General features: G+C 73.0%; 21 protein-coding genes. 9 read left to right on the plus strand and 12 right to left on the minus strand.

Annotation, left to right across the window (positions count from 1 at the left end; all coding sequences use genetic code 11):
- Positions 1-57: 57 nt before the first annotated feature.
- Positions 58-507, plus strand: a complete 450-nt coding sequence (locus tag ABTY04_RS28005) for a helix-turn-helix domain-containing protein (RefSeq protein ID WP_352216168.1) — start codon at positions 58-60, stop codon at positions 505-507.
- Complete coding sequence (locus ABTY04_RS28010) at positions 504-1,073, plus strand: toxin (RefSeq protein WP_352216169.1); 570 nt, start codon at positions 504-506, stop codon at positions 1,071-1,073. The genes ABTY04_RS28005 and ABTY04_RS28010 overlap by 4 nt, the downstream gene beginning before the upstream one ends.
- A 36-nt stretch (positions 1,074-1,109) precedes the next feature.
- On the opposite strand, the gene ABTY04_RS28015 is transcribed toward ABTY04_RS28010, so the two are convergent.
- From ABTY04_RS28015 to ABTY04_RS28030, 4 genes are all read right to left on the minus strand, one after another.
- The gene (locus tag ABTY04_RS28015; RefSeq protein ID WP_502996737.1) at positions 1,110-4,526 is read right to left on the minus strand and encodes an aminotransferase class I/II-fold pyridoxal phosphate-dependent enzyme; all 3,417 of its coding nucleotides are present in this window, start codon (positions 4,524-4,526) and stop codon (positions 1,110-1,112) included.
- Positions 4,527-4,597: 71 nt separating this feature from the next.
- The gene (locus ABTY04_RS28020) at positions 4,598-5,539 is read right to left on the minus strand and encodes an NAD-dependent epimerase/dehydratase family protein (protein WP_352216171.1); all 942 of its coding nucleotides are present in this window, start codon (positions 5,537-5,539) and stop codon (positions 4,598-4,600) included.
- 110 nt (positions 5,540-5,649) lie between these two features.
- Positions 5,650-6,606 (minus strand): DMT family transporter, encoded by a 957-nt coding sequence (locus tag ABTY04_RS28025; protein WP_352216172.1) that lies wholly within the window; start codon positions 6,604-6,606, stop codon positions 5,650-5,652.
- Positions 6,607-6,688: 82 nt separating this feature from the next.
- A complete protein-coding gene (locus tag ABTY04_RS28030; protein WP_352216173.1) occupies positions 6,689-7,423 on the minus strand; it encodes an ArsR/SmtB family transcription factor in 735 nt (244 codons plus the stop codon).
- Between the two features lie 193 nt (positions 7,424-7,616).
- On the opposite strand from ABTY04_RS28030, the gene nadE reads away from it, so the two are divergent.
- The 4 genes from nadE (at position 7,617) to ABTY04_RS28050 (ending at position 11,585) form a co-directional block, all read left to right on the plus strand.
- On the plus strand, positions 7,617-8,447 hold the full coding sequence (gene nadE, locus ABTY04_RS28035) for an NAD(+) synthase (protein WP_352216174.1): 831 nt from the start codon (positions 7,617-7,619) through the stop codon (positions 8,445-8,447).
- A 404-nt stretch (positions 8,448-8,851) separates the two neighbouring features.
- The gene (locus ABTY04_RS28040; RefSeq protein ID WP_352216175.1) at positions 8,852-9,565 is read left to right on the plus strand and encodes a hypothetical protein; all 714 of its coding nucleotides are present in this window, start codon (positions 8,852-8,854) and stop codon (positions 9,563-9,565) included.
- Positions 9,566-9,724: 159 nt separating this feature from the next.
- A complete protein-coding gene (locus tag ABTY04_RS28045; protein ID WP_352216176.1) occupies positions 9,725-10,201 on the plus strand; it encodes a hypothetical protein in 477 nt (158 codons plus the stop codon).
- Positions 10,202-10,526: 325 nt separating this feature from the next.
- Positions 10,527-11,585, plus strand: a complete 1,059-nt coding sequence (locus tag ABTY04_RS28050; protein ID WP_352216177.1) for an MFS transporter — start codon at positions 10,527-10,529, stop codon at positions 11,583-11,585.
- Here ABTY04_RS28050 and ABTY04_RS28055 read toward each other — a convergent pair.
- The 6 genes from ABTY04_RS28055 to ABTY04_RS28080 form a co-directional block, all read right to left on the minus strand.
- Positions 11,504-12,043: an LppU/SCO3897 family protein gene (locus ABTY04_RS28055; protein WP_352216178.1), complete on the minus strand. Its 540-nt coding sequence runs from the start codon at positions 12,041-12,043 to the stop codon at positions 11,504-11,506. The two genes, ABTY04_RS28050 and ABTY04_RS28055, sit on opposite strands and share 82 nt — an antisense overlap.
- A gap of 120 nt (positions 12,044-12,163) precedes the next feature.
- A complete protein-coding gene (locus tag ABTY04_RS28060) occupies positions 12,164-12,709 on the minus strand; it encodes a DUF4232 domain-containing protein (RefSeq protein WP_352216179.1) in 546 nt (181 codons plus the stop codon).
- Positions 12,710-12,991: 282 nt separating this feature from the next.
- Positions 12,992-14,008, minus strand: a complete 1,017-nt coding sequence (locus ABTY04_RS28065; protein WP_352216180.1) for a zinc-binding alcohol dehydrogenase family protein — start codon at positions 14,006-14,008, stop codon at positions 12,992-12,994.
- A gap of 115 nt (positions 14,009-14,123) precedes the next feature.
- Entirely contained in the window at positions 14,124-15,101 is a 978-nt protein-coding gene (locus tag ABTY04_RS28070; protein ID WP_352216181.1) for a hypothetical protein, read from the minus strand.
- Positions 15,098-16,396 (minus strand): flavin-dependent oxidoreductase, encoded by a 1,299-nt coding sequence (locus tag ABTY04_RS28075; protein WP_352216182.1) that lies wholly within the window; start codon positions 16,394-16,396, stop codon positions 15,098-15,100. Before ABTY04_RS28075 ends, ABTY04_RS28070 begins: the two co-directional genes overlap by 4 nt.
- Positions 16,397-16,551: 155 nt before the next feature.
- The gene (locus ABTY04_RS28080; protein WP_352216183.1) at positions 16,552-16,743 is read right to left on the minus strand and encodes a hypothetical protein; all 192 of its coding nucleotides are present in this window, start codon (positions 16,741-16,743) and stop codon (positions 16,552-16,554) included.
- Between the two features lie 90 nt (positions 16,744-16,833).
- Here ABTY04_RS28080 and ABTY04_RS28085 point away from each other — a divergent pair, with 90 nt between their 5' ends.
- From ABTY04_RS28085 to melC2, 3 genes are all read left to right on the plus strand, one after another.
- Complete coding sequence (locus ABTY04_RS28085) at positions 16,834-17,361, plus strand: hypothetical protein (protein ID WP_352216184.1); 528 nt, start codon at positions 16,834-16,836, stop codon at positions 17,359-17,361.
- Between the two features lie 119 nt (positions 17,362-17,480).
- A complete protein-coding gene (gene melC1, locus ABTY04_RS28090) occupies positions 17,481-17,909 on the plus strand; it encodes an apotyrosinase chaperone MelC1 (RefSeq protein WP_352216185.1) in 429 nt (142 codons plus the stop codon).
- The gene (gene melC2, locus ABTY04_RS28095; protein WP_352216186.1) at positions 17,906-18,730 is read left to right on the plus strand and encodes a tyrosinase MelC2; all 825 of its coding nucleotides are present in this window, start codon (positions 17,906-17,908) and stop codon (positions 18,728-18,730) included. The genes melC1 and melC2 overlap by 4 nt, the downstream gene beginning before the upstream one ends.
- 134 nt (positions 18,731-18,864) lie before the next feature.
- On the opposite strand, the gene ABTY04_RS28100 is transcribed toward melC2, so the two are convergent.
- Together ABTY04_RS28100 and ABTY04_RS28105 are read right to left on the minus strand one after the other, a co-directional pair.
- Complete coding sequence (locus tag ABTY04_RS28100) at positions 18,865-20,682, minus strand: protein kinase domain-containing protein (protein WP_352216187.1); 1,818 nt, start codon at positions 20,680-20,682, stop codon at positions 18,865-18,867.
- 104 nt (positions 20,683-20,786) lie between these two features.
- Complete coding sequence (locus tag ABTY04_RS28105) at positions 20,787-23,660, minus strand: AfsR/SARP family transcriptional regulator (protein WP_352216188.1); 2,874 nt, start codon at positions 23,658-23,660, stop codon at positions 20,787-20,789.
- Between the last annotated feature and the right edge of the window lie 159 nt (positions 23,661-23,819).

The raw sequence follows: 23,819 nt of genomic DNA on the forward strand, positions 1-23,819 counted from the left end.
TGCAAAACTTGCGGATAGCTGAGAGCAATGCCAAGGAGGTGAGGAGGGGGATTCGCAATGTCCGAGACTGACGACCGGCCCGTGCTGGCAGTGCGTCTGGACAACCTCTTCAAGACGGTTCGCCCCAAGGGCAGGCACTGGACCAATGCCGAGGTGGCCGAGGAACTGAAGCGGGCCAACCCCGACATCAAGGCCGGCGGCGTGTACCTGTCGCAGCTGCGGACGGGCAAGCGCTCCAACCCCTCGCCGGACCTGCTCGCCGCCCTCGCCCGTTTCTTCGGCGTGTCGGTCGCCTACTTCTTCGACGACAAGGTCGCCGAGTCGGTACTCGGCGAAGTCGCCGCCATCGAGGCCCTGCGGCAGGCAGGCGTCCGCTCCGTGGCGATGCGCGCGGCCGGGATGAAGAAGGAGAACCTCCAGGCCATCACGGCCATCATGGACCAGTACCGGCAGATGCAGGGCCTGCCTCCCGTCACCGATCCCTCGGACCCTCCGGACCCGGAGTGAGGCTCCCCGGGAAGGGGCGGTCGGCCGACCAGGACCGCCGCAGCCAGCTCAAGAAGCTCCGGAAGGACGGAGCCCGGCGCATAGCCGCACTCGATCTTCCGGAGGGAGCCGATGTGGCCGAGCTCTGCCGCTACCTCGGGGAGATCCGCAACCGTCCGATCACCCTGGTCCCCATGCCGATGCCGGCGTCACAGCCGTGCGGCATGTGGGTGGCCGCGCGCGACGAGGACCTCATCTTCTACGACGCCAACACCACCAGCGCGCACCAGGAGCACATCATCTTGCACGAGCTGGGCCACATCATCTGCTGCCACCGCGGTGCGGGCCTGCTGGACGAGGCGAGCTCCCGCATCCTCTTCCCCAACCTCGACCCCGACCTCGTGCGCGACATGCTCCTGCGCGCAACGTACGACGATGTCCAGGAGCAGGAGGCAGAGGTCATCGCCTACCTGCTCTCCCAGCGGCTGGGCGGCGCCGAGGACCGCGGAGAGCGGCCCGCGGCCACCGACGGCGGGGCGTCCGGCAAGACCGCCATGCTCAGCCGCATCGAGCGCACTCTGTTCTGAAACGCCGTTCGGGAACGCGGTTCCGGCGCGCGTCGCTCACCCCTCGGTGGATGCCACCTCCTCGGCCAGGATCGCCACTGCCCGCCGGATGTCGTTATCGGTGTGCTCGCTGGTGATGAAGAACCGGAGCCTGGCGAGCCCTTCCTCCACGGCCGGGTGGAAGATCGGATCGGCGATGACGCCCCGGTCGAACAGCCGGTCCGCCACCCGCAGGGCCCGCGCGGAGTCTCCGAGGACGCACGGCACGATCGGGGTGTGGGCACTGGAGCCCGTCGCCAGACCGGCCGAGGCGGCCAGGCCGAGGAAGAGCCGCGCGTTCCGCTGGAGCGCACGCACCCGCTGCGGTTCCGCGGTGATCAGCTCGGTCGCGGCCAGCGCCGCGGCCGCGTTGGCCGGGGTCAGTCCGACGCTGTAGACGAAGCCGGGCAGCGTGTGCCGCAGCCAGCGCACCATCCGCGCCGAGCCGCCCAGGTAACCGCCGCAGCTGGCAAAGGCCTTGGAGAGGGTGCCCATCCACAGGTCCACGCCGGACCGGTCGACGCCGTAGAACTCGCCGACACCGCGGCCGTGTTCGCCCACGGTGCCGATGCTGTGCGCCTCGTCGACCATCAGCAGGGCGCCGTATCGCTTCTTCAACTCGATGGCCGCGGGAAGGTCGGCCATGTCGCCGTCCATGCTGTAGGCGCCTTCGACGGCGATCAGCACCCGCCGGAAACGCGACCGGTTGGCCCTGAGCATGTGTTCCAGCGCGCCCATGTCGTTGTGGGCGAACGGGCGCCTGGCCGCCCCGGACAGCGCGCAGCCCTGGAGGATGCTGTCGTGGGCGAGCGCATCGTGGATCACGAGGTCCCCCGCGCCGACGAGGTGCCCTATCGCGGTGACATTGGTGGCATGGCCGCTCACCAGCGCCAGGCAGTCCCCGACGCCCAGGAAGCCGGCGAGCGCCCTCTCCAGCCGGACGGTCAGATCCCGTTCGCCGGACAGCATCCGGCTCGCCGAGACCGAGGTCCCGTAGCGGTCCACCGCCCGGTGCGCGGCCTCGTCGACGGCAGGATGGCCGGAGAGCCCCAGGTAGTTGTAGCTGCCGAAGGACAGGTACGCCCGGCCGTCGATCAGGGTCGTGTCGCGGATGTTGCCCTGGTGGACCCGGAAGTACGGGAAGTCCGCACCGGTGGCGGCGATCGCGCTCACGCGCTCCTCGAACTGCCGCACCTCCGGGAAGTCGTCGATGCAGGCGGTCGCCGCGGCCCAGTCCGCCTCCTTCTCCGCCGGCAGGGACCCACCGGCTCGTGCCGGCTCCGTGAGGTGAGGAGCCACCAGCGCGATCAGCTGCTCGATGGTGAGACCGGGCACGTACATCTCCTCGGTGGAGAAGCCCGGTACCCGCCGGCCGAGGATGACGTCCAGTTCCTGGAGCATCAGGGAGTCGAAGCCGAGATCGGTCGTGAGCGCCATCCGCGGACTCAGGTCGGAGAGGGGGAACACGCCCGTCCGCGACACCGCTTCGAGCACGAGGGACGAGGCGGTCGCGCCGTCGGCCCGTACCGCCGGCGTGACCGCCGCGGGCCCCGCTTCGGGCGCCGCCGCGGGCGCGTCCGTCGGCCCGGGACCGTCCGCCACCTCGCGGGCCGACTCGTCCACCACCCAGTGGTGGCGCGGGGCGAGCGGGCTCGGCGGGAGGGTGCACGGGGGTGTCCGCTCCGTCACCGGACGCAGCCCCGGGCCGCTGACCACACGTACCGCGAGCCGGGCCAGGGCCGTCGTGCGTGCCTCGGCCGACAGCGGACCCGGCGCCGGTACGGCAGCCTCCGGCAGCTCGCCCGGGGGCACCGCACCGACCGTGCCGGCCGTCTGCCCGGGCCCGAGATCCCCGGTGCGGCCCGCCGCCACGGCCTCGGCCGCCGCGGTCAGCCGGGTGACGGCGTCGGCTGCGTCCTGCGCCACGACGGCCAGGCGCTCCGCCAGGTGGGCCCGGCGGGCCAGGGTGTCGGCCACCCCGGCCAGCGGCGGCCGGTCACCGGCGATGGTCTGCGCCATTTCCCGGGCGTGGCGGGCCAGCCCCGCCCGGTCCCGCGCGCTGAGCACCAGCAGCTGCGGCTCCCCGTCCGGTGCCGTGCGGGCCGGCTGCGCCTCGCACTCCTCCAGCACCAGATGGACACCTGTGCCTCCGAACCCGAAGGCACTCACCCCGGCCCGGCGCGGCTGCCCGGACCTCGGCCACGGGGTCGCCGTCGTCGGGACGGTGAGCCGCGCGGCGTCGAGCCCGGCCGTATCGGCCAGGTCGAACTCCGGCTGCGGCGGTATCACCCCCCGGTGCAGGGTCAGCACGGTCTTGATGAGGCCTGCCATCCCCGCGGCGTTCAGCGAGTGCCCCACGACCGCCTTCACGGCGCCGAGGAAGGCGGGCGCACTCCCCTCGCCGCGCAGTTCGCGCAGGACCCCGACCTCGACCGGATCGCCGACCCTCGTCCCGGTGCCGTGCGCCTCCAGGTAGCCCACCGAGTCCGGTCGCAGGTCCGCGTCCCGGTAGGCCCGGCGCAGGGCCCGCAGCTGGCCGGCCGCCTCGGGGTGCATACCGCCCTGGACGGTCCCGTCGTTGGCCGTGCCCACACCGCGGATCACCGCGTAGACCCGGTCGCCCGCCGCCAGCGCATCGGCCAGGGGCCGCAGTACGAGGACTCCGGCGCCCTCTCCCAGGACGAAGCCGTCGGCCTGGGCTCCGAACGGCAGGCACCTGCCGCTGCGCGAGATGGCGCCGATCCGGCTCAGTCCCACCAGCAGGTCGGGAGCGAGGATCAACTGGGCGCCGCCCGCGAGGGCGATGCGGCTCCGGCCCGCGCGCAGGGCGAACACCGCGTTGGCGACGGCCATGAGTCCGCCGGAACACGCCGAGTCCAGCGCGTAGCTCTCGCCGTGCAGGTCGAAGACCGAGCTGATCGTGTTCGGCCCCATGTTCAGCAGGAGCCCGGCCACGGACGTGCCGTGCAGCCCGTCCACCGCGCGGACCGTCTCCGTCCAGTCGGAGCCGGCTGCCCGCGCCCCGAATTCACCGCCGGCCAGCTGGCGCATCCGTATCCGCATGGTGCTGAGCTCGCGGTAGCCGCTCTCGGTGAGCGACGTGATGACGGAGGTCTCTTCGCGGTCGAAGCCCTCGGCCTCCCACCCCGCGTCCTGGATCGCCTCGCGCGCGAGGTCGATCAGCAGCCGGTGCTGCGGGTCCATCGACCTGGCCCGCCGGGGCGGGATGCCGTAGTGCACCGCGTCGAAGTGGCCGACGTCCGGCAGCAGGGCCATGGTGTCCGTGTACGTGGAGGACGCATCACGGAAGTCTTCGCTGAGGAAGGCGGCGGAGCGCCACCGCGAGTCGGGGATGGCGGAGAACTGGGCCTGCGCGGCCGTGAGGAGCCGCCAGTACTGGTTGACGTTCCGCGCCCCCGGAAACCGGCAGGCCATCCCCACGATCGCGACGTCGTCGCGCCGCGCTCCCGCCGGGCCCACTGCATCGTCCTGCTCCGTCACGGAGGTCACCGGCCGGTGGCCGGCCGCTCACGCCACCAGTCCACCGTCGCCCTGACCTGCTCGTCGACGGGGGTGGCCCGTACTGTGAACCCGGCTTCGTACGCGCTCGAACCGACGACGAACGGACGGTCGAACTGGTAGCGGATCTCCTTCAGTTCGCGGATCAGCGGCGAGAAGAGCGATGCCACGCCCAGAGCGGCGGACGGCAGCCTGCGCACCGCGACGGGACCCGTTCCCGACTCGGCGGCGAGCAGCCCCACCATCTCCCGCACGGACCGCGCGGGCTCCGTCGGGACGTGCCAGGCCCGTCCCCACGCCCGCTCCTCGCCCGCCACCTCGGCCAGGACCCGGGCCACGTCCGGGAGATAGGTCCAGCTGTGCGGGGCGTCCGGATCCCCGAGGGTGGAGACCGGCTTGCCGCGCAGCAGCGGCGGCATCACCCGGGCGGCCAGGTGCCCGCCGTCGGTCACCCCGGGACCGAAGAAGTCCGAGGCGCGCACTTCGACCGCCCTGATGCGGCCCTCCTCGTGCAGTTTCCGTGCCTCCTCCCAACAGGCGGCGCGGACCCGCCCCTTGGGGCCGGTCGCCGCCAGTGGCAGCTCCTCGGTCAGGGGAACGTCCACGGGACCGTAGCCGTAGAGGTTGCCCAGCATGACCAGGACGGCCCCGGTCGCCTCGGCCGCCGCGCAGACCGACGAGTTCAGTGGCGGCCATTCACTCGCCCAGCGGTGATAGGGCGGTGCGGCGCAGTTGTGGATAGCGGCCGCGCCCCGGGCGGCCTCGGTCAGCCGTCTGCTGTCCGTCGCGTCCAGCGCGACGTGCTCGATGCCGGGCTCCGCTCTGCGGCCCGACTTCGTGACGACCCGTACCGAATGGCCCTGTTCGACCAGCAGTCGGGCGGCGGCGGCCCCTGCGGGCCCGAATCCCATGACGACATGAAGGCTCACAGGCGAACATTAGCGCGGGTACCTGTCGCCCTGGCGGCGGACCGGCCACGGCCACCGTGCCCTGGGCGTACCACGCAGTGGCGGACACCCCGGACAGGAGTGACGCAGCGTCAGGCGCGCGCCTTCTCCGGGCAGCCCTCATGGCCGGGCGCAGGCGTCGCGTCGTCCGCCGCTCTGCGCGGCCGGTACCGGGACACCGCCACTCCGGTCAGGCACAGCACTCCGCCGAGCAGGGTCAGCCAGGCGGGTACCTCTCCCAGGAGGGCCCAGCTCAGCAGCACGACGATGGCCGGGACGGCATAGGTCGTCGCGCCCAGCTTCCCGGCGGGCATCCGTGCCAGGGCGTAGGTCCATGTGGTGAAGGCGAGGGCGGTCGGCACCACTCCCAGGTAGACCATGTTCAGCGTCGCGGACACCGGCGCCCGCGGCAGCTCCACGACCAGCTGCCCCGCGAAGGGCAGGCAGGCCACGGCGCCGGTCAGGCAGCTGTACGCGGTGATCTGGAGGGGCGTCCCGAAGGAGAGCGCGGGCTTCTGCGCGACGACCCCGCTCGCGTAGGCCACCGCCGCGAGCAGGCACAGTACGACCCCCAGCACCGAGGTCGAGCCGTCACCGCCGGACGACATGGACAGCCCGACGACCACGGCGCCGACGAAGGAGACGGCCATGCCCGCCAGCAGCCGCGGCGGCAGCGCCTCGCCGAGCAGGCGGGCCGCGAGCAGTGCCATGAGGATGGGACCGGTGTTCACGAGCAGGGCCGCCGTACCCGCGTCGACCAGACGCTCACCCCAGTTCAGCGCGACGGTGTAGCCGCCGAACCACACCAGCCCGGACACGAGGATCCCGCGCCGGGCTCCGCGGGGCGGCAGGCCCTGGCGGCGGATCACGAGCAGGGTGCCGAGCACCAGCAAGGCGGCCAGCAGCCTGCCGAGGGCCAGGGCCCCGGGTGAGTACGCGGCACCCGCACTGCGGATGGAGACGAAGGCGGACGCCCAGGCGAACACGGTGAAGGAGACGGCGCCGGCCGTGAGGATGCCGGGCGGGATCGAACTCAGGCGGGACTTCATACGCCCACTTTAAGAAGTTAATGCTTCGGCGTCCACCGAAATATTGAGCGATGAGGGCCGCCTAACGCTGCGCCGCCCCAGTTCAGCTCCAGGCCTCCGGGCCGAGCCCCAGCAGGTCCCCGAAGGCCCGCTCCCCCGCCTCGGTCACCAGCAGTCCCCGACCGCCTCCCGCCGGCCGCACCACCCACTTCCCGCCCAGCGCCTTCGCGCACAGCCGCGCCCCGGCCAGGCCGCCCAGGTGCCGACGCCGCTCGGTCCAGTCCAGGCAGGAGCTCGCCAGCGGCCGGCGCCCCTCGCGGGCAAGGCTGACGCCGGCCCGGTGGCACCACTCCCGCCCGGCCTCGGTCAGCTCGAAGACGCCCTCCGTGCGGAGCAGCCCGCGCCGCTCCATCGCATCGGTCACCGCCATGCCGAACCGCCCCGCGAAATGGTCGTAACAGGTCCGGGCGCGGGCCAGCGGGTCCGGCGCGCAGACCACGGGCACCGCGTGCGCCGCGTCCCGGTCCGGGATGGCGTACGAGGCCAGTCCGTCGAGGAGGCGGGCCGTCGCGGCGTCGGCGATGCGCACGTAGCTGTGGCGGCCCTGGCGCTCGGTCACGCAGATGCCCGCGTCGATCAGGCGGGTGAGATGGCCGCTGACGGTGGACGGTGCGACGGCGGTGATCCGGGCCAGCTCCCCCGCGGTCCAGGCACGCCCTTCGAGCAGGGTCATGCAGATGGCGGCCCGGGTCTCGTCGGCGAGCGCCGCGGCGAAGGCGGCCAGGCGCGCCGCGGGGGCGACATCGTCGGCAGGCGTGTCGACAGGGAGCTCGATCATGCTCCCAGGATGCCTCAAGAGTTCGGTGAACGACGAATGGTTGCATCGTCCGGTCCCGGCTGGGCGGTGATCCGTTCCGGCAGGCGGACCGTGCCGGAACTCATCGCTCATCCGCCATCGAGCCGGCGGAGGGCGTCGACTAGGGTCGGGAGGTCAGCACGCCTTGAACCACCATCGACCACGAGGAGCAGCCGTGAGCCGGCCGGCGTCCACCGTTCTGCAGCAGGAGATCGCCCGGGAACTCCAGGTGTCGGAGACCTTCGACGCGCACCGGGAGATCGAGCGCCGGGTGGCCTTCCTGGCGGAACGGCTCACCTCCACCGGTCTGCGCTCCCTGGTGCTCGGGATCAGCGGCGGAGTGGACTCCACCACGGCGGGGCGGCTTTGCCAGCTCGCCGTGGAGCGGGCCCGCGAGAAGGGCCACGAGGCGGTCTTCTACGCGATGCGGCTGCCGTACGGCGTCCAGGCCGATGAGAAGGACGCCCAGCTCGCCCTCGGTTTCATCAAGGCGGACCGGGTGCTGACGGTGGACGTCAAGCCCGCCAGTGACGCTGCACTGGAGGCCGCCCTCGCCAGCGGCACCGTCTTCCGGGACGCGCACCACCAGGACTTCGTGCAGGGCAACGTCAAGGCCCGCCAGCGCATGATCGCCCAGTACGCGGTGGCCGGTGCCCACGACGGCCTCGTCGTCGGCACCGACCACGCGGCGGAGGCGGTCTCCGGCTTCTTCACCAAGTTCGGCGACGGCGCGGCCGACCTGGTCCCGCTGACCGGCCTGACCAAGCGCCGGGTGCGCGCCGTGGCCGACGTCCTGGGCGCCCCGGCGGAGCTGGTCTGGAAGACGCCCACGGCGGACCTGGAGACCCTGGACCCCGGCAAGGCCGACGAGGACGCCCTCGGTGTCACCTACGACGACATCGACGACTTCCTGGAGGGCAAGCCGGTCGACGAGCGCGCGTTCGACACGATCGTGCGCCGTTACCGCCTGACGGAGCACAAGCGCCAGCTCCCGATCGCCCCGTAACCGGTCGGCGCTGATGGTGCAGGAGCGCGGACCCGAGGCGATCATGGTGGAGCCGGCGATGAGGACGGCCCACAGGCCAGTGCCGGTGAGCGGCTCGACGGGCCGGTACGCGAAGCCGGCGTGCCGGAAGACGCCGTGGGCGACGACGCCTCGGCGAGGAGCGCGCCTCCCGGGCCCGGCGCTGCCGGGACCTGTGGGACTCGGGCGCCACGCTCGTCCTCGGTTCCGACTGGCCCATCGCGCCGTACCCGCCGCTCGGCGTCATGGCAAGGGCCCGCCACCGCGCCCCGGGCTGTGACGCGCCCACGCGGACCCGCGCCTCCGCCACGGGACCTCGCGCGAGAGGCCCGTGCGGACCGTGTGACCATGGCCCCCTTAGCACATCCGCACTTCATGGGGGGACCATGCGCACCCGTACCACCACCGTCCCGGCCTGCGTCGCCACCGCGCTCGCGGCACTGCTCGTCCTGACGGGCTGCACCGCGTCCGGCGGGAGCCCGCACGAGAAGGGCAGCAGCGCCGCCGCTCCCGCTCCGGCCGCGCCGGGCGGCGGCTCCGGGTACGAGGGCCCCCGGCCGCAGGACCAGAACCTCCTCGCCTGGACCGGCGACCCGAACGACGCGGGGCACGTCACCGCGCAGTCCCCCGCCGGGGTCGGCGGACGGATCACCCTGGTGCGGATCGTGCTGCGCGAGCAGATCACCTGGTCCAACATCTGGCTGGGGCTGGCCGGCATCGACCCGAACGCCCAGCTCTCCCAGTGCTACCTCGGCGTCTACGACGCGGGCGGCGCCCTGCGCGCGTCCACCGCGGACATCTCGCCCCAGCTCATGACCGACGCGGTGGCCAAGCCGCTGCCGCTCTCCAAGCCCTTCACCGCAGCTCCCGGAACCTACTTCGTCGCCCTCCTCCTCAACGGCAACTGGGCCACCAACGGCCTCACCCTCAAGTCCACGGGCGCCGGGATCTCGGTGAACGCGGGCCTGAACCCGCCGAACCTCCGCTACAGCACCCTCCTGACCGGCCAGACCTCCCTGCCGGCCAGCGTGAACCTCGGCGAGCAGTCGACCAGCACGATCAACACCGGCTGGGCCAGCCAGTGGTACGGCATCTCATGACCCTCCCCGCGGCGGCGCGGCGGCGCGCCGCCGCGGCCCCGCGGCTCAGGCGCCCCTGACCGGTCGGCCCGCCGCAGCGGGTGCGGGGTATGCGCGGATGGGGGAAGCTGGGGACGGCTGTGGCACCACAGGCCGTACCGATGCCGCGAGGAGGGTTTCGTGGACGCTTCAGAAGACGGCGGGCTCGGTCCCGCACGCCGGACCAGGATCAGGACGGCCACCCTGCTGTGCGCGGTCGCAGCGCTCGTGGCAGGCACCGTACCGGCTTCCGCGCAGACCCGGGCCGTCCTGGATCCGGCTCCGGTCGTGGTCGTCGACTGCTTCTCCGAGGCCCAGGTACGCCCTGAGGAGTTCCTGCTGGCCTGCGGCGACGGAAACAACCGCCTCGTGGGACTGGGCTGGGACACCTGGGGGCAGCGGACCGCGACGGCCACGGGCACCGACATGGTGAACGACTGCAAGCCGTACTGCGCGGCAGGCCGCTTCCACGCGTACCCGGTCAAAGTGACGCTGAGCAGACCTCAGCCCTGGCCAGAACAGCCCGACGTCCAGCAGTACACCACCATCCGGCTCGTCTACCCCGGCACCGCACCGTCCCCGGTCCCCAAGGACGTGACGTACAAACTCGTGTACTGAACGGGCCCCGGCGCGGTCGGCGCCACCGTGACCTCGGGGTCTTCCGGTGAGCCGCGGCGCGGCGAGAGGAAGACCCGGGTCAGCCAGTCGGCCGGGATCTGGACCATGAGATCAGTCATATCCGGGAAACGACGGAGCGCCCACACCGTGACTCCCCCTCCCCCGACCGGCTCAGCGGCGTGTGCGCCCGCCGCTGGGGAGGTCACCTGCCCCCCGGCTCCTGGCAGGCGGCGGAGACGGCCGACATCCAGGCGAAGGCCGCCTCGCACTGCTGCGGCAGCCCGGGGAGGCCCTGACCATCATCAGGGTCGCGAACTGGGGCACGGTGAGCCCGTACTCCTCCTACACGCTGGCCTTCGCCGGCCTGATGTTCACCGGGGGCGCGCTCGGCGACCGGTTCGGGCACCGCAACACCCTGCTGGCCGGCATGGCCCTGTTCGGCACCGCCTCGGCCCTCGCCGCCTACGCCTCGCCCCCCGGCCAACTCGTCACGGCACGGGCCGTGATGGGCGCCGGGGCCGCGTTACTCGTCCCCGCGACGATGGCGGTGGTCAGCTGGACGTTCTCGCCCGTGCAACGACCGGCCGCGTTCGGCACGCTGTCGTCCTTCGCCGGGGTCGGCCTCGCCGCGGGGCCGATCCTGGCCGGGGCCCTGCTCTCGCGGTTCTGGTGGGGTTCGGTGTTCCTCGTCAACGTGCCGGTGGTCCTCCTCGGACTCGGCTGCATCGCACGCTACGTGCCGAACTCCCGTAGCCCGCAGGTCCGCCGCCTCGACCCGGCCGGGCTGCTCCTGTCGACTGGCGGCCTGGGCCTGCTCGCGTACGGCCTCATCCGTGCGGGCCAGGACGCGTCCTTCACGCAGCCGCGCGTCTGGGGCTGCACCGCCGCCGGCATCGCGCTGATCGCGGCGTTCGTCGTCGCCGAACTGCGGATCGCCCATCCCGAACCGGCACGCGATCGAGGGCTCGTTGACCGGCCTTCCGGATCCGGTACAGCGCCAGGCCAGGGTCTCGGCCGAGCTCGCCCGGCACGCGGCGGCCGCAACACACGACCCCCACCTGGCCAGAGCAGCCGACAGTGCCTTCATCCACGCCATGCACGTCGGCGCTTTCTGGACGGCGGGGTTCGTGCTGACCGGCGTGGTGGTGCTCGTCATCGGGTTCCGGCCGGAGCGCCGCGAGCGCCCGACGGACGGAGCCCGCCCGGCGCCGGCGCCGGCTTCGGCCGCTCCCTGAAACCGGAACCGGGCCGCGGCCGGTTCGCCGGCCGCGGCGGCTCGGACGGTGGCCGGAGCCGGTCGGGTCAGCTCTTCTTGATCTGGTCGATGCAGAGCACGAACTGCTTGCCCGAGTGGCGCCGGGAGCCCCTGGTCTGCTCCTTGTAGCCGATGTCCGACTTGCCCTGGCACTGGTTGGTGTCGAGGGTGTCGGGTATCACCTTGACCACCTTGAACTCGGCGTTGGCGCCACCGCACTTCACCACCTGGAGGTCAGGGCTCACGGTGGAACCCTTGTTCGTCAGGCAGTCCCCGACCTCCGCCTTGTCCGCGTCGTCCTGGCTGGCCCAGTAGCCCACCGCGCACACGATGACGGCGACGACGGCGACGATGGCCTTGAGGATCTTCTTGACGCCCAGGCCTCCGCTCCGGGCGGGCGGCGCGGGCGGGGCGGCGAACTGCTGCGGCGGGTACGGGTACTGCTGCTGCGGCGGGGCGCCGTACGGGGGCTGAGCCTGCTGCGGGTGCCCGTATCCCGGCTGGGGCGGGTACCCCTGCGGCGGCTGCTGTGCGTACGGGCCGGGCTGACCGTACGGGCCCGGGCCTTGCTGTGGCGGATAGGTCATGCGGGAAATTCCCCCGTGAGCGTGTGCGGAGTACGTCGTTTGACGTGCGCACGCTATATCAACCTGCCGTCACCGGTCGCATTCGCGCCACGCACCACGGGCCGGGCGGCCGGGTCGGGGTCAGGAGCCGGCCGCGCTGAAGGCCGTGGCGCGGACGCTGTTGCCGCAGAGCGCGAACTCGCCGCCGTCGTCGGGCCCCAGCTGGTACTTCCCGCCCCCGACCCCCACCACCACCGAGGGCGCGACGAACGGGTCGGCGCCGGAGGCGCAGTAACCCTCCCCCTCACCGAGGACCGGCGTGAACGAGAGCCACGTCCAGGCCTGGGCGCCGGGTGCCAGTCGCACCGGTCCCGCCGTGCCCCGGCGGATCACTTGGAGGGGCTTGTTCCTGTCCGGCGAGCCTTGCCCCGCGAGGGCCACGGTGGGGAAGCCGTTCAGTACGCACGACTTCGTACCCTTGTTGGTCACCGTGACCAGTACCCGGGCGGCCCCCGTTCGCTGCGCGCTGTCCGCAACCACCTGGTTGCTCGCGCACGGGGCCGCCGGGAGCCGCCGCGCGGCTTCGCCCGCGGCCGCCGTCCCGGAACACAGGCCCCCGGCCGCAAGGCCCGCCACGAGCAGTACGGACGAGACCTTGATCGCGCCACTTCTCGTTGCGCATCTCATGGATTGTGTCCTCCAACGGTTCACGGCACGGCCCACGGCGTCACGAGGGCGGATGACACCTCACCGCTCGGGGCCCGCCTCCTCCCAGCGTCCCACCGAACCGCACAGTCGGCGCGGCGCAGGCAGGAGCGCCGGTACGGCCCAGGCGGCTCATGCTCCGGCATGGAGATGCGCCGCCCACAGGAGCGGGGCTCCTGACGGTGAACGGGTCGTCCTGGTGGCCGTGGAGGAGCAGCCGGACGCAACCGGACGAGGGGGGCTGTGGCGGGGGAAGGAGTCCGGTCAGACCGCTTCCCGGCCCTTGAGGGCTTCCCACGGCCCGAAGGCCTCGGTGTCACCGCCCGCGGGGACGAACACGAGCCGGGCCCCGGATCGCACCGGGGATGCCCAGGCGGCCTCCACCTCGGCCATCGGCACGGCGACCGCCTCGGTGGTCGGCGCCAGGTCGGGCAGCCGCTCCAGCAGGTCGCGCAGGGCCGCATTGCGGCGTGCGCCGGAGATCGAGCCGAGTCCGCTCCCGAAGACGCTCACGTCGGCCTTGCGCAGCCATGCGGACGGCAGGGTCATGTCGGCGCCGGCCGCGGACCCGACCTGCACCCACCGCAGCGTGCGGGTGAGATCGGCGCGGTGGCGGAGGATGCCGTCGAGTGCCAGCTCGGCAGGGCGGTCCCACAGGTAGTCGAGCACGATGTCCGCGCCGGCGGCCGCCGCGCCGAAGGCGGCCGCGACCTCCTCGTCCGGGCCCCCGAGCACCACGGTGCGGTGGGCGCCCAGCTCCGTCGCCGCCCGCAGCGCCCGCTCGTCGCGCCCGGCCGCCACGACGGCGCCCGCTCCCTGGTCGAGGGCCAGCTGGATGGCGGCCCGCCCGGCGTTGCCGGTCGCACCGAGGACGAGTACCGTCTCGCCCCTGAGCAGCCGGGCCCGCTCGCGCAGCGCGATCCATGCGGCGGACGCGGGGTTCATGGCGGCGGCGACAGCGACCGGATCGAGTCCCTCGGGTACGGGCATGAGCGCGGCGGCCGGTACGGCGACACGCTCGGCCATCGTCCCGTGCGGGGGCTCCAGCCCCGGGATGTAGACGAGTTCACCGGCCGTGGTCCGGCCCACCCCGTCGAACCCGGGGACCAGGGGCAGCGCGTCGCCCCCCGTGTAGTGGCCGCCCGAGGCGAACGAGCGGACCAGCGGGTACAGCGCGGCGGCCAGTACCTCGACGACCACCTCGCCGGCCGCGGGCGCGGGCTCGGCTACGGACTCGTACCGAGGCTGCTGCCCCAGGGCGTGGACCACTGCTGCATACATGAACTGGCCCCCAAATGGGTCACAAGGCGGCATGACGGACAGTCCGATTGTGACGGCTGCCCGCCGGGCCCGCCGACTGCGCCACGCGGGCGGAGCGGCAGCGCGGCGCAGTGGTTCATCTGCCTGCCGTGACGAGGCGGCGGGCTCCGGCCGAGTGGACGAACTCGGTCAGGGTGACGGTGTAGTCGTCCTGGTCGGGGCGGTAGGCGGTGCAGTACTGCGTGGGGTACCAGCCGGGGATGCGCCACGCCGCCGGCTGGGGGATCGCCTCACAGGTGCGGTGGGCCGGCGCGGTGCGGTGCCGTTGCAGGAAGTCCCTGGTGAGCATGGGCTCCATGAAGATGAGGTCGCCCGCGTACGCCCCGTAGATGAAGGTCTGACCGGTGAGCGTGCCGGTGGACGGCGGGCGGCTGTCCAGGTGCGCGCCCATGGCGCCTTCCGCGGTCTGCGGGCTGCTCGCCGGGTAGCCCGCCGGCAGGTACGCGGCCGGGACGGGCCGGGCGGCCGCGGCCAGTTGGTCGCAGGCGATGAGCAGTGCGCAGCCACCGGTCTTGATCGCCGCTCGGACCTTGCGGGGGACGAGGTAGAAGTGGACGTCGAAGTGGGCGACGTCGTAGCGGCCGTGCGGGTTGTGGCCGTGCGGGTTCCAGTTGAACAGGACCCATTGGAAGGGCAGGCCTGCCGCGGCGGCCGGGACGGCCGGCAGGGCGAGTTCCAGGCTGTGGCCGCCGACGCATTCGTGGGTGCCGTCGAGCGTCCCGTCGGCGTCCGCGTCGTAGCAGTGCCTGCCGTCGGTGGCGGTGGTGGGCAGCCCGCCGACGGCCGAGGCCGTCAGGGAGATGCCCAGTGCTCTGGGAATCCCGCCCTGGTACTCGCCGTACGAGCGGACCGTGCCGCCGCCGAGCGCGGCGGCGGGGCCGTACGCCGAGCAGACCGCGCCCCCGGCGCCGTCGCCGCAGGCGGGCAGGCGCGCGGCGGAGCCGGCGGGCGCCGCCGGGGCCGGCGGCCGCCCTGCGGCGGACAGGAGCGCCGCCAGCAGCGCGGCGGAGCCGAGCGCGGCAACGGCGGTGAAACGCATGCGGGAGACGTTCATACGGCCACGCTCCAGGAGGAACGCGCATTGAGCGCTGTGGCGTCCACGCCGGTGACCTGGCGCGTACAGGACTTGATGCCGTCCAGGCTGTCCTCCGGCAGGACGTGGCGAATGTCGAGGAAGCCGTCCGGGGCAAGGGATTCCACCTGGCGCAGCACCGGGTCGGGCTCCAGCCGGCGGTGCGCCGCGAGGAGCCGGGTGGTCTGCGGCCGGCGGGCCGCCTCGTAGCGCGACAGGGCCTCGTCCACGTCGTGGTGGGCGAGCTCGTACGCCAGCACGCGGGCGTCGACGACGGCCTGTGAGGCTCCGTTGGACCCGGTCGGGTACAACGGGTGTGCGGCGTCGCCGAGGAGGACGACCCGGTCGTCCGTCCAGCCCGGCAGCGGGTCGCGGTCGATCATCGGGTACCGGCCGATGCGGGGCGCCCCGGCGATGATGCCGTGGAGGTCGAGGAAGTCGCTGCGCCAGCCCCGGAGGTGCGCGAGCACCTCCTCGGGCGGTGCGGCCCGGTCCCAGTCGGCACCGCCGCGCGCGTCCTCTTCATCGAGGCCGTCGCCGGTGCGGCTCTCCACCACCCAGTTGAGCAGGCACCGTCCGCTCCCGTCCGGTGGGGTGACCGGATAGGCCACGGCCTTCACCCTCGCGTTGCAGCCGACGATGACCATCGTGCGCCCGTCGAGGAACGCAGAGCCCTCGGTCACCCCGCGCCACATGCATATCCCGTTGCCGAGGGGCGGCCCTTCGTGCGGGTACATGGTCGCCCGCACGGCCGAGTTGATTCCGTCCGCGCCGATGAGCAGGTCGCAGGAGAACGGGCCGGGTCGGCCCGCCACGTACGCCCGTACGGTGGGCCGGCCCTGCCCGCGGTCCTGCTCGTACCGTACGAGGCGGCCGCCGGTGACGAGCGCCTCGGGGCCGAGCCGCTCCCGGACGGCCGACAGCAGGATGTCCTGAAGGTGTGCCCGGTGCACCGAGTACTGCGGCCAGTTGTAGCCGGCGGCGCGCCCGCGCGGCTCCGACCAGATCAGACCGCCGTAGCGGTGGTGGTATTCCAGCCGGGCGGTCGCCACGGCCACTTTCTCCAGCGCCTCGGCCAGTCCGAGTTCGGTCAGCTCCCGCACGGCGGCGGGCTGCAGATTGATTCCCGCGCCGACGGCACGCAGGTTGGGGCACGCTTCCACGAGGAGCACATCGTCCAGCCCTGCCGCATGAAGACTCAATGCCGTGGTCAATCCGCCAATTCCGGCACCGGCTATCAGGATGCTCGGAGATTTCTTTCGGCCGTACGGAGACATGCCCACTACCTCCTGGGAAAGACGCCTTCCGTTGAAAGTGCGGTACTTCACCGATGAGTACAACCACGGTCGCAAGGAGTCAAGATGCGCAGGTCAAGACCGGCTGTTCACCCGATCAGGCTACGGCCAAGTGCCGCCTGATGGGTGACATGGCTTTAATCAGGTGTCGGCAACAGAAAGGCTGCGACATGCATCCAGTGACGTTCGAACCGTGCGACGTCCAGCGCCTCCAGCATGCTGTTGACTACGCCCTCCACGCCTCCAAAAAGCCACTGGACGCTCTCCTGCCGCCGTGGATACCGGGCGATCTCAAACGGGAAATAAAGAGCGGATGCGTTGTATCGCATTGCGCAACGCTACTGTTCCCGGAAACAGTGGATTCCGCTCTCGCATACTTCGAGGAAAACGGCTGGCCCGCCTCGTCCACCATACCGAGCGTGCTGGTCAAGCGCCGTCTGGTGGAGCGTCACTGGCTCCCGGAGGATGCGGACATACGGGTGACGCGGCTGCGCGTCACGGCCGGGCTGGCTCCGGAGGTCGAGGTCTTCCTCTTCCCGCGGTGCAGCCCCGGGTACACGGAGGTCGTGGGTGCGCAGGAGCGCGTCCACGGTTTCGAGAACCACGTCGGCCTGTTCATGGACAGGCCGGACGCGAGCACCCTCGCCCGTCTGGCGGACCGCCTGGAGACCACCGGCCGGATGGTCTACGAGGGCTCGGCACACAACCCCCACGAGAACACGACGATGCTGTACTTCGCCCCCAGCGCCGCCGTGGCCACGTCCCGCCGCCGCTTCCCCCGCTGGGAGCTGCAGTGCACGGGTGACCTGACGGCCTTCGCGGACCGGCGCCCGGTCCGGACGGAGGCATTGTGCAGGGCGTACGCGGCGCTCAAGGCGAACCACACGGACGGCGCTCTGGTGCAGTCCGCCGATCGGCCTGTCCCGGTGGCGGTGACGGAAGGCTGACCACCGGCTCCGGACTCCCCGCCTCCGTCCGCCGCCGCGGACGGGGCGGGGAGTCCTTTCGCGATAGATGCATGGGGCACTGATCTGGAGCCCGGGCCCTTCTGATACCTCTTCAGGCCATGAAAAAGATCAACCGCAGACAGGCCCTGGGCACGGCTGCCGGCGCGGTCGCCGCTGCCGGACTGACCGCCTGCGCCGCCAAGAACTCCGGCTCGTCCTCGTCGGCCGGCGACCCCAAGGGCGGCGCGGCGTCCTCCTCTCCCGCCCCCATACCCACCGGCACCGTCGACGAGGTCTTCGAGGGCCGCCGCATCCAGATCACGTTCGACGGGGGCGGGAACCACGACGGCCACCACACCCCCGGGCTGCCCACGGTCCGCATAGACGGCAACGAGCTGCACGTGATGCGCAACGCCGACGGCAGCTGGGTCAGCGTCGTCAACCACTACCAGACGTTCCCCGACCCCGTCGCGGTCGTCCGCGCCGCCGTACGGGACCTCCAGGGCGCCGCCCTCGCCCAGTTCGGCCCCACGGGAGGCACGTCGTGACCGTCCGCAAGAACCAGGCGAAGCTCACCCCGGAGGAGAAGCGCGCCTTCGTCAACGCGCTCCTCGAACTCAAGCGGACCGGCGTCTACGACCGCTTCGTCTCCGCCCACAACACGTTCCTCATGACCGACAGCGACTTCGGCGACCGGGTCGGCCACCGCGCTCCCTCCTTCCTGCCCTGGCACCGCCGCTTCCTGCTGGACTTCGAGGCCGAACTGCAGAAGGTGGACCCGAAGGTCTCGCTCCCCTACTGGGACTGGACGGCGGACCGCACGGCAGCCTCCTCGATCTGGGCCGCGGACTTCATGGGCGGTACCGGCCGGGACCGCGACGGCCAGGTCCTCGACGGCCCGTTCGCGTACGGGGCGGGGAAGTGGCCCATCACCGTGGGGGTGGACAAGCGCCCGTACCTGCGGCGCACCCTCGGCGCCGCGGTGCCGGAACTGCCCACGAAGGCCGAGGTGAACGCCGTGCTCGCGATGTCCGTGTACGACGCGGCCCCCTGGAACAGCGCCTCGGACGGCTTCCGCAACCACCTGGAGGGCTGGCGCGGCGCCGGCGTGCACAACAAGGTCCACGTGTGGATCGGCGGCCAGATGGCCAGCGCGGCCTCTCCCAACGACCCGGTGTTCTGGATGCACCACGCCTTCATCGACATGCTGTGGGCCGAGTGGCAGCACCGGAACCCGAAGTCCGCCTACCTGCCCGGCGCGGGCACGCCGCAGGTCGTGGACCTGCACCGCCCGATGCGGCCGTGGAACAACGTGACCCCGGCCGATCTGCTGGACCACCGGAAGTTCTACGCGTTCGACACCGAGTAGGCCCCGGCGCCTGCCCCCACCAGGCGGTGGTGCGGCCCGGGGCGGCCGACCCGGCCGCAGCGGCGCGCCGGCCCCGGCCGGGACCGGCGCGCCGAGCCTTCCGGGAGGCTTCCCGGGGAGTCACGGGACGGCCGTCAGGGGATCCGCCACTGCTGGGCCTTGTTCCCGGAGACGCATGCGACCACGGTCAGCTGGTTGCCCGCACCGTTGTCCGTCAGGCAGCCGCCCTGGAACTGGATGTCCTTGATGTAGTAGGCGCCTGCCGCGGGGGCCTTCTCCAGGTTCCACCACACGTCCGCGGCGAAGGGGCCGGCGAGCTCGACGCGCACGGTGTCCCCGAACTGCGTCAACGCCCGGCTCATCGCGGAACCGGACGGTCCGCACGCCGTGAAGGAGTCGTAGTTGCCCTTCGCGTGGACCCAGCCGTATGCGGTGGTGCCTCCCATGATCACCTTGGCTCCGCCCTGCGGGCCGGCGGTGTTCAGACCGATCTTGAGCCCGTCGCCGACATTGGTGACGGCGCCCCAGCCGGTTCCGCCGCAGCCTTGCGGCGGTGTGGACCCGCCACCGTTGCCCGACCCGCCGTTGCCCGACCCGCCGGGAGCCGGACCACCGGGGGCCGGACCACCGCCGGGAGCGCTGCCGCCTCCGGCGCCGCCGCCCGGGGCCGAACCCGGGCTGCTCCCGCCGTTGCCGGACCCGTTCGCGGCCGGCTGGGGGTCCGGCGCCGGCGCCGCGCCGACGGCGCCGCCCTGCGCAGCCGGGTTCTCGCCCGGAGGAGGGGCCGATCCGTTCGGCGTACCCGCTGCCGCGCTCCCCGAGGGGGTCGCGCCCGGGCTCTGGCCGGCGCCTGCGGACGCCGGCGCGGACACGGATGCGGACGGCCGTTGCCCCGGCCCGGCCGCATCGGTCTGCCGCGCCCTGGGGTCGATGTAGAAGACGGTGACGGCCACCGAGACCGTGATCGTCACCGTGACGCCGATCGCGAGCGGCGCGGAGACGGTCGCGGGGATGCGCAGCCGGTTCCACCACCTGCGCAACGGCTCGGCGCTCCCCGCCGGATCCGGGGCGGTCTCCGCCGCGACCGGCCCCGCCGGCGCGTCGAGCTCACCGAGGGGCCGGCCGGCCGCCGCGCGCCGCGCCGCCGCAGCCATGACCGAGGCGTCGGCGTACCGCTCCTCGGGCCTCTTGGCCAGCGCCCGTGCAACGAACGCGCGCACCGGCGCCGGGAATTCGGCAGGCAGGACCGGCACCGGTTCCCTGATGTGCTTGAGCGCGATCTCGACGACCGACTCACCGGTGAACGGCGGTTCTCCGGTGAGCAGTTCGTAACAGACGACACCCATGGAGTACAGGTCGGACGCCGCGATGGCGCCGAGCCCCTCCGCCTGCTCGGGAGCCATGTAGAGCGCCGTGCCGAGTACCGCGTGCGAGTCGGTGATCCCGGTGCTCGCCGCGCTGGAGCGGGCGATGCCGAAGTCGGTGACCGTCACCCGGCCGTCGTCGCCCAGCATCAGGTTCGACGGCTTGATGTCGCGGTGCGTGACCCCCTGGAGGTGCGCGGCGTGCAGCGCGTCCAGGGCCTGCCCAGCGATGTCCAGCGCCTGCTCGACGGAGAGGGGTCCGGCCTGCACCCGCACCTCGTTCAGCGTCCGCCCCTCGACGAGGTCCATGACGATGTACGCGACCTGCTCACCGGACTCGATCCGGCTCTCGCCGTAGTCGTGCACGTCGACGATGCCCGGGTGGCTGAGCGACGCGAGGACCGTGGCCTCCCGGCGGAAGCGCGCGGCGAACGACAGGTCGTCGAGCAGCGCGGGCAGCAGGACCTTCACGGCGACCTGCCGCCTGAGCACGTCATCGTCGGCCCGCCAGACTTCGCCCATGCCGCCACCGCCGATCCGCTCTGCCAGTGTGTATCGGTCCCCGAGGACCGTCCCCCGCCCCCACATAGCTGCCCCCGCCGTCCCGGTGTTCTGATGATCGGTCACATTGCGTCCGGACGAGGATACTTGGGCGATCGCGACCGTTCACGAGCGGCGGCTTGCACCGCGGGTCAGGCGAGATCCGGAACGGGCCGGGGTGAGCCGGTCAGGGGGTCCGTGGCGCGGAGTGCGGCCAGGGCGGCCGCGGCCAGGGCCGCCTCGGGGAGGCCGAGGGCTCCGAGTTGCTCTACGGCCTGCTCCAGCCGGGCCCCGGCCCGGTCGTGGTCGCCCGCCGCCGCCAGCGCGGTGCCCAGCAGACGCAGGGCCCGTGCCTGCGCGGCGCGCCATCCGAGCCGCCTGGCCGCGGCCAGGGCGCGCTCGCCGCACGCCACGGCCTCCCGGGGGGCGGCGCCCGCGAGATGGGCGGCGGTCTCCGAGATCAGGTTCATCACCTCGAAGGCCGGGTAGCCGCCCCGTACGCCCAGCCCGGTGCTCTCCCGGTGCCGGGCGACGGCCTCGGCCACGCGGCCGGCGTGCCGTGCGACGATCCCGAGGCTGTACAGCGCGTGGGCTTCGCCGTAGCGGTCCCCGCTGTCGCGGGCGGCGCCCAGGCTGAGGCGGCAGGCCTCGGCGGCCTCGTCGAACCGGTGCAGGTTCAGGAGCGTGCTGACGCTGTTCGAGCGCGCATGCGCCGTACCCCACGCGTTGCCGCAGGCCGTACCCAGGGCGATCGCCTCCCGGTAGAGCGCTTCGGCCCCGTGCCAGTCGGCGCATCCCTGCCGGACCACGGCCCGGCAGGTCAGGATCTCGGTGCGCACCGTGTCGTCGGCGACCGCGCCCGCCGCCTGCTCCGCGGCACGGAGGGCGGCTTCCGCCTCCTCCCAGTGCCCCTGGCGCTGGAGGGCCGCCCCCAGCATGTAGCCGATCCGGCCGGCCGCGCGTACGTCCTCCTGCTCCTCGGCGGTACGCAGGATGCGGCGGGCCGGGGCGACGAGCGCAGCCCACAGGAACGAGCCGTCGAGCGGCGGGGCGAGTGCCAGGACCGTGTCGGCGAGCAGGGCGACGGCCGACGGTCTCGCCTCCAGCGTCTGGACGGCGACCGCCAAGGCCGCCTCGATGTCCGGGGCGGCCGCCCGGCCCCCGCCGCCCCGGGGGGCAAGGGGTACCCCGTCGGCGGCCGTCGGGGTCAGCAGACCCGCGAGGGGGTGGCCGGGGCGTTCGAGGGCGTACGCGTGGCGGGCGCAGGCCAGGAGGTGGTCGGCCAGTCGGAAGAGGGCCGCCGTCCGCTCCTGCGGCCCGTCGCACTCCTCGGACCGCGCGGCGGCGAACTCCTTGAGCAGGTCGTGGAACCGGTAGCCGAACGGGGCCGGGGACTCCAGGAGTCCGAGCGCCGTCAGCCGTTCCAGGTACTGCTCCGCCTCCGCATGCCCCAGCCCGGCCAGCGCAGCCGCGGCGGCGAGGTCCACCGTCTGCGCGTGGGGAACGGCCATGAGCCGGAACAGCCGCGCCTCCTGCGCGCCGAGCAGGTCGTAACTGAGGCGGAAGCAGGCTTCCACGCTGCCTTCGCCCGCAGCCCGGCCGGGGAACGCGGGGCGGCGCCCGTCGAGGAGCCGGACGAAGTCCGCCAGCCGCCAGGCCGGCCGGGTCGCCAGCCTGGACCCCGCGATGCGCAGCGCCAGCGGCAGCCCGCCGCACCGCTCGACGAGGGTCGCGGCCGCGGCGGGCTCGGCGGCGATGCGCCCCTCCCCGACGATGCGGCCGAGGAGGGCCAGCGCTTCGGCGGCGGCCAGGACGTCCAGCCGCACGCGCAGGGCGGCGGGCAGTTCGGCCAGGGTGTTGCGGCTGGTGACCAGTACGGCGCAGGTGGGTGACCCCGGGAGGAGGGGCGCTATCTGGGCGGTGTCCCGTGCGTCGTCAAGGACGAGCAGGATCTGCTTTCCCGCGAGGCGGGTCCGGTAGAGGGCGGCGCGTTCCTCCGGCGCCTCGGGGAGGGAGGGGTCGGTCACGCCGAGCGCGCGCAGGAAGCCGGCCAGCACCGCTCCGGGATCCGCCGGGTCCGCCTGCACGCCGCGGAGGTTCGCGTACAGCTGGCCGTCGGTGAAGTGCTTCCTCAGCCGCTGGGCCGCGTGCACGGCGAGGGTGGTCTTGCCGACCCCGCCCATGCCGCCGACGGCCGAGACGACCACCGTCCGCGAGGCCGTCGGCCAGGGTGTCAGGGTGTCCAGGAGCGCCTGCACCTCGTCGCCGCGTCCGATGAAATCACCGGGTACGTAAGGCAGTTGGGCAGGAGGGGGCAGCGGTGAGCCTGTCGTGGCGGACGCAGGCGCCGGGCGGCGCGGGGCGTCGGCGCCGGCCGGCCTCGCCCGCGCCTGACTCCCCCGGCCGCCGCGCTCCAGTACGGCGTCCCGGAGCATGCGGATCCGGTCGTTGCGGGGATACTCCAGACACAGGCCGGTCAGTTCGGCGGCGAGCTGTGCCCGGCGTCCCAGCCTCAGATCGAGCTCGACCCGCTCCACCAGCACCGACAGGCGCAGCTCGGCCAGCCGCTCGCGCTGGATGCGGGCCTGCGGACCCGGCAGCCCCGCCAGAGCGGTCCCCCGCCACATCCCCAGGGCCTGCGCCAGCAACTCCCGCGCCCCGAGCGGATCGTCGGCGGAGCCGGCCGCGCGGGCCCGGGTGACCAGGGCCTCGAAGCGGGACAGGTCGAGTCCGTCGTGGCCGACCTGAAGGCTGTAGCCCTGCCCCTGGGTGGCGAGCGCGCGGCCCAGTGTGCGCCGCAGCCGGTACACGTACGACCTGACGGTGCCCACGGCCGCGCGTGGCGGCTCCTCGCCCCACAGGCCGTCGATCAGCTCGTCCAGGCCCACCACCGCGTTGCGCCGGCACAGGAGCATGGCGAGCAGGGCGCGCTGCTGTGGAGGGCCCAGCGGAAGCGGTGAGTCACCCCGGTGCGCGTGAACGGGCCCGAGCAGGCAGAAGTACGGTTCGGGCCGCGTTCCGCTCATGGTCTCCGCTTCCAACCGTTCCTAATCAGTGGGCAGGAGTGGGTCTTGGACCCGTTCCTGGTCGCTGCGGGCATCCCGAACGGTTTTGGATGTCCTGGTCGCCCGCGTTCGCTCCGCGTCCGGTGACACGCCTCGTGTGCGTGGTCCGGGGATGCGGGG

The sequence above is a fragment of the Streptomyces sp. NPDC097981 genome (assembly GCF_040302565.1).
Classification (GTDB): domain Bacteria; phylum Actinomycetota; class Actinomycetes; order Streptomycetales; family Streptomycetaceae; genus Streptomyces.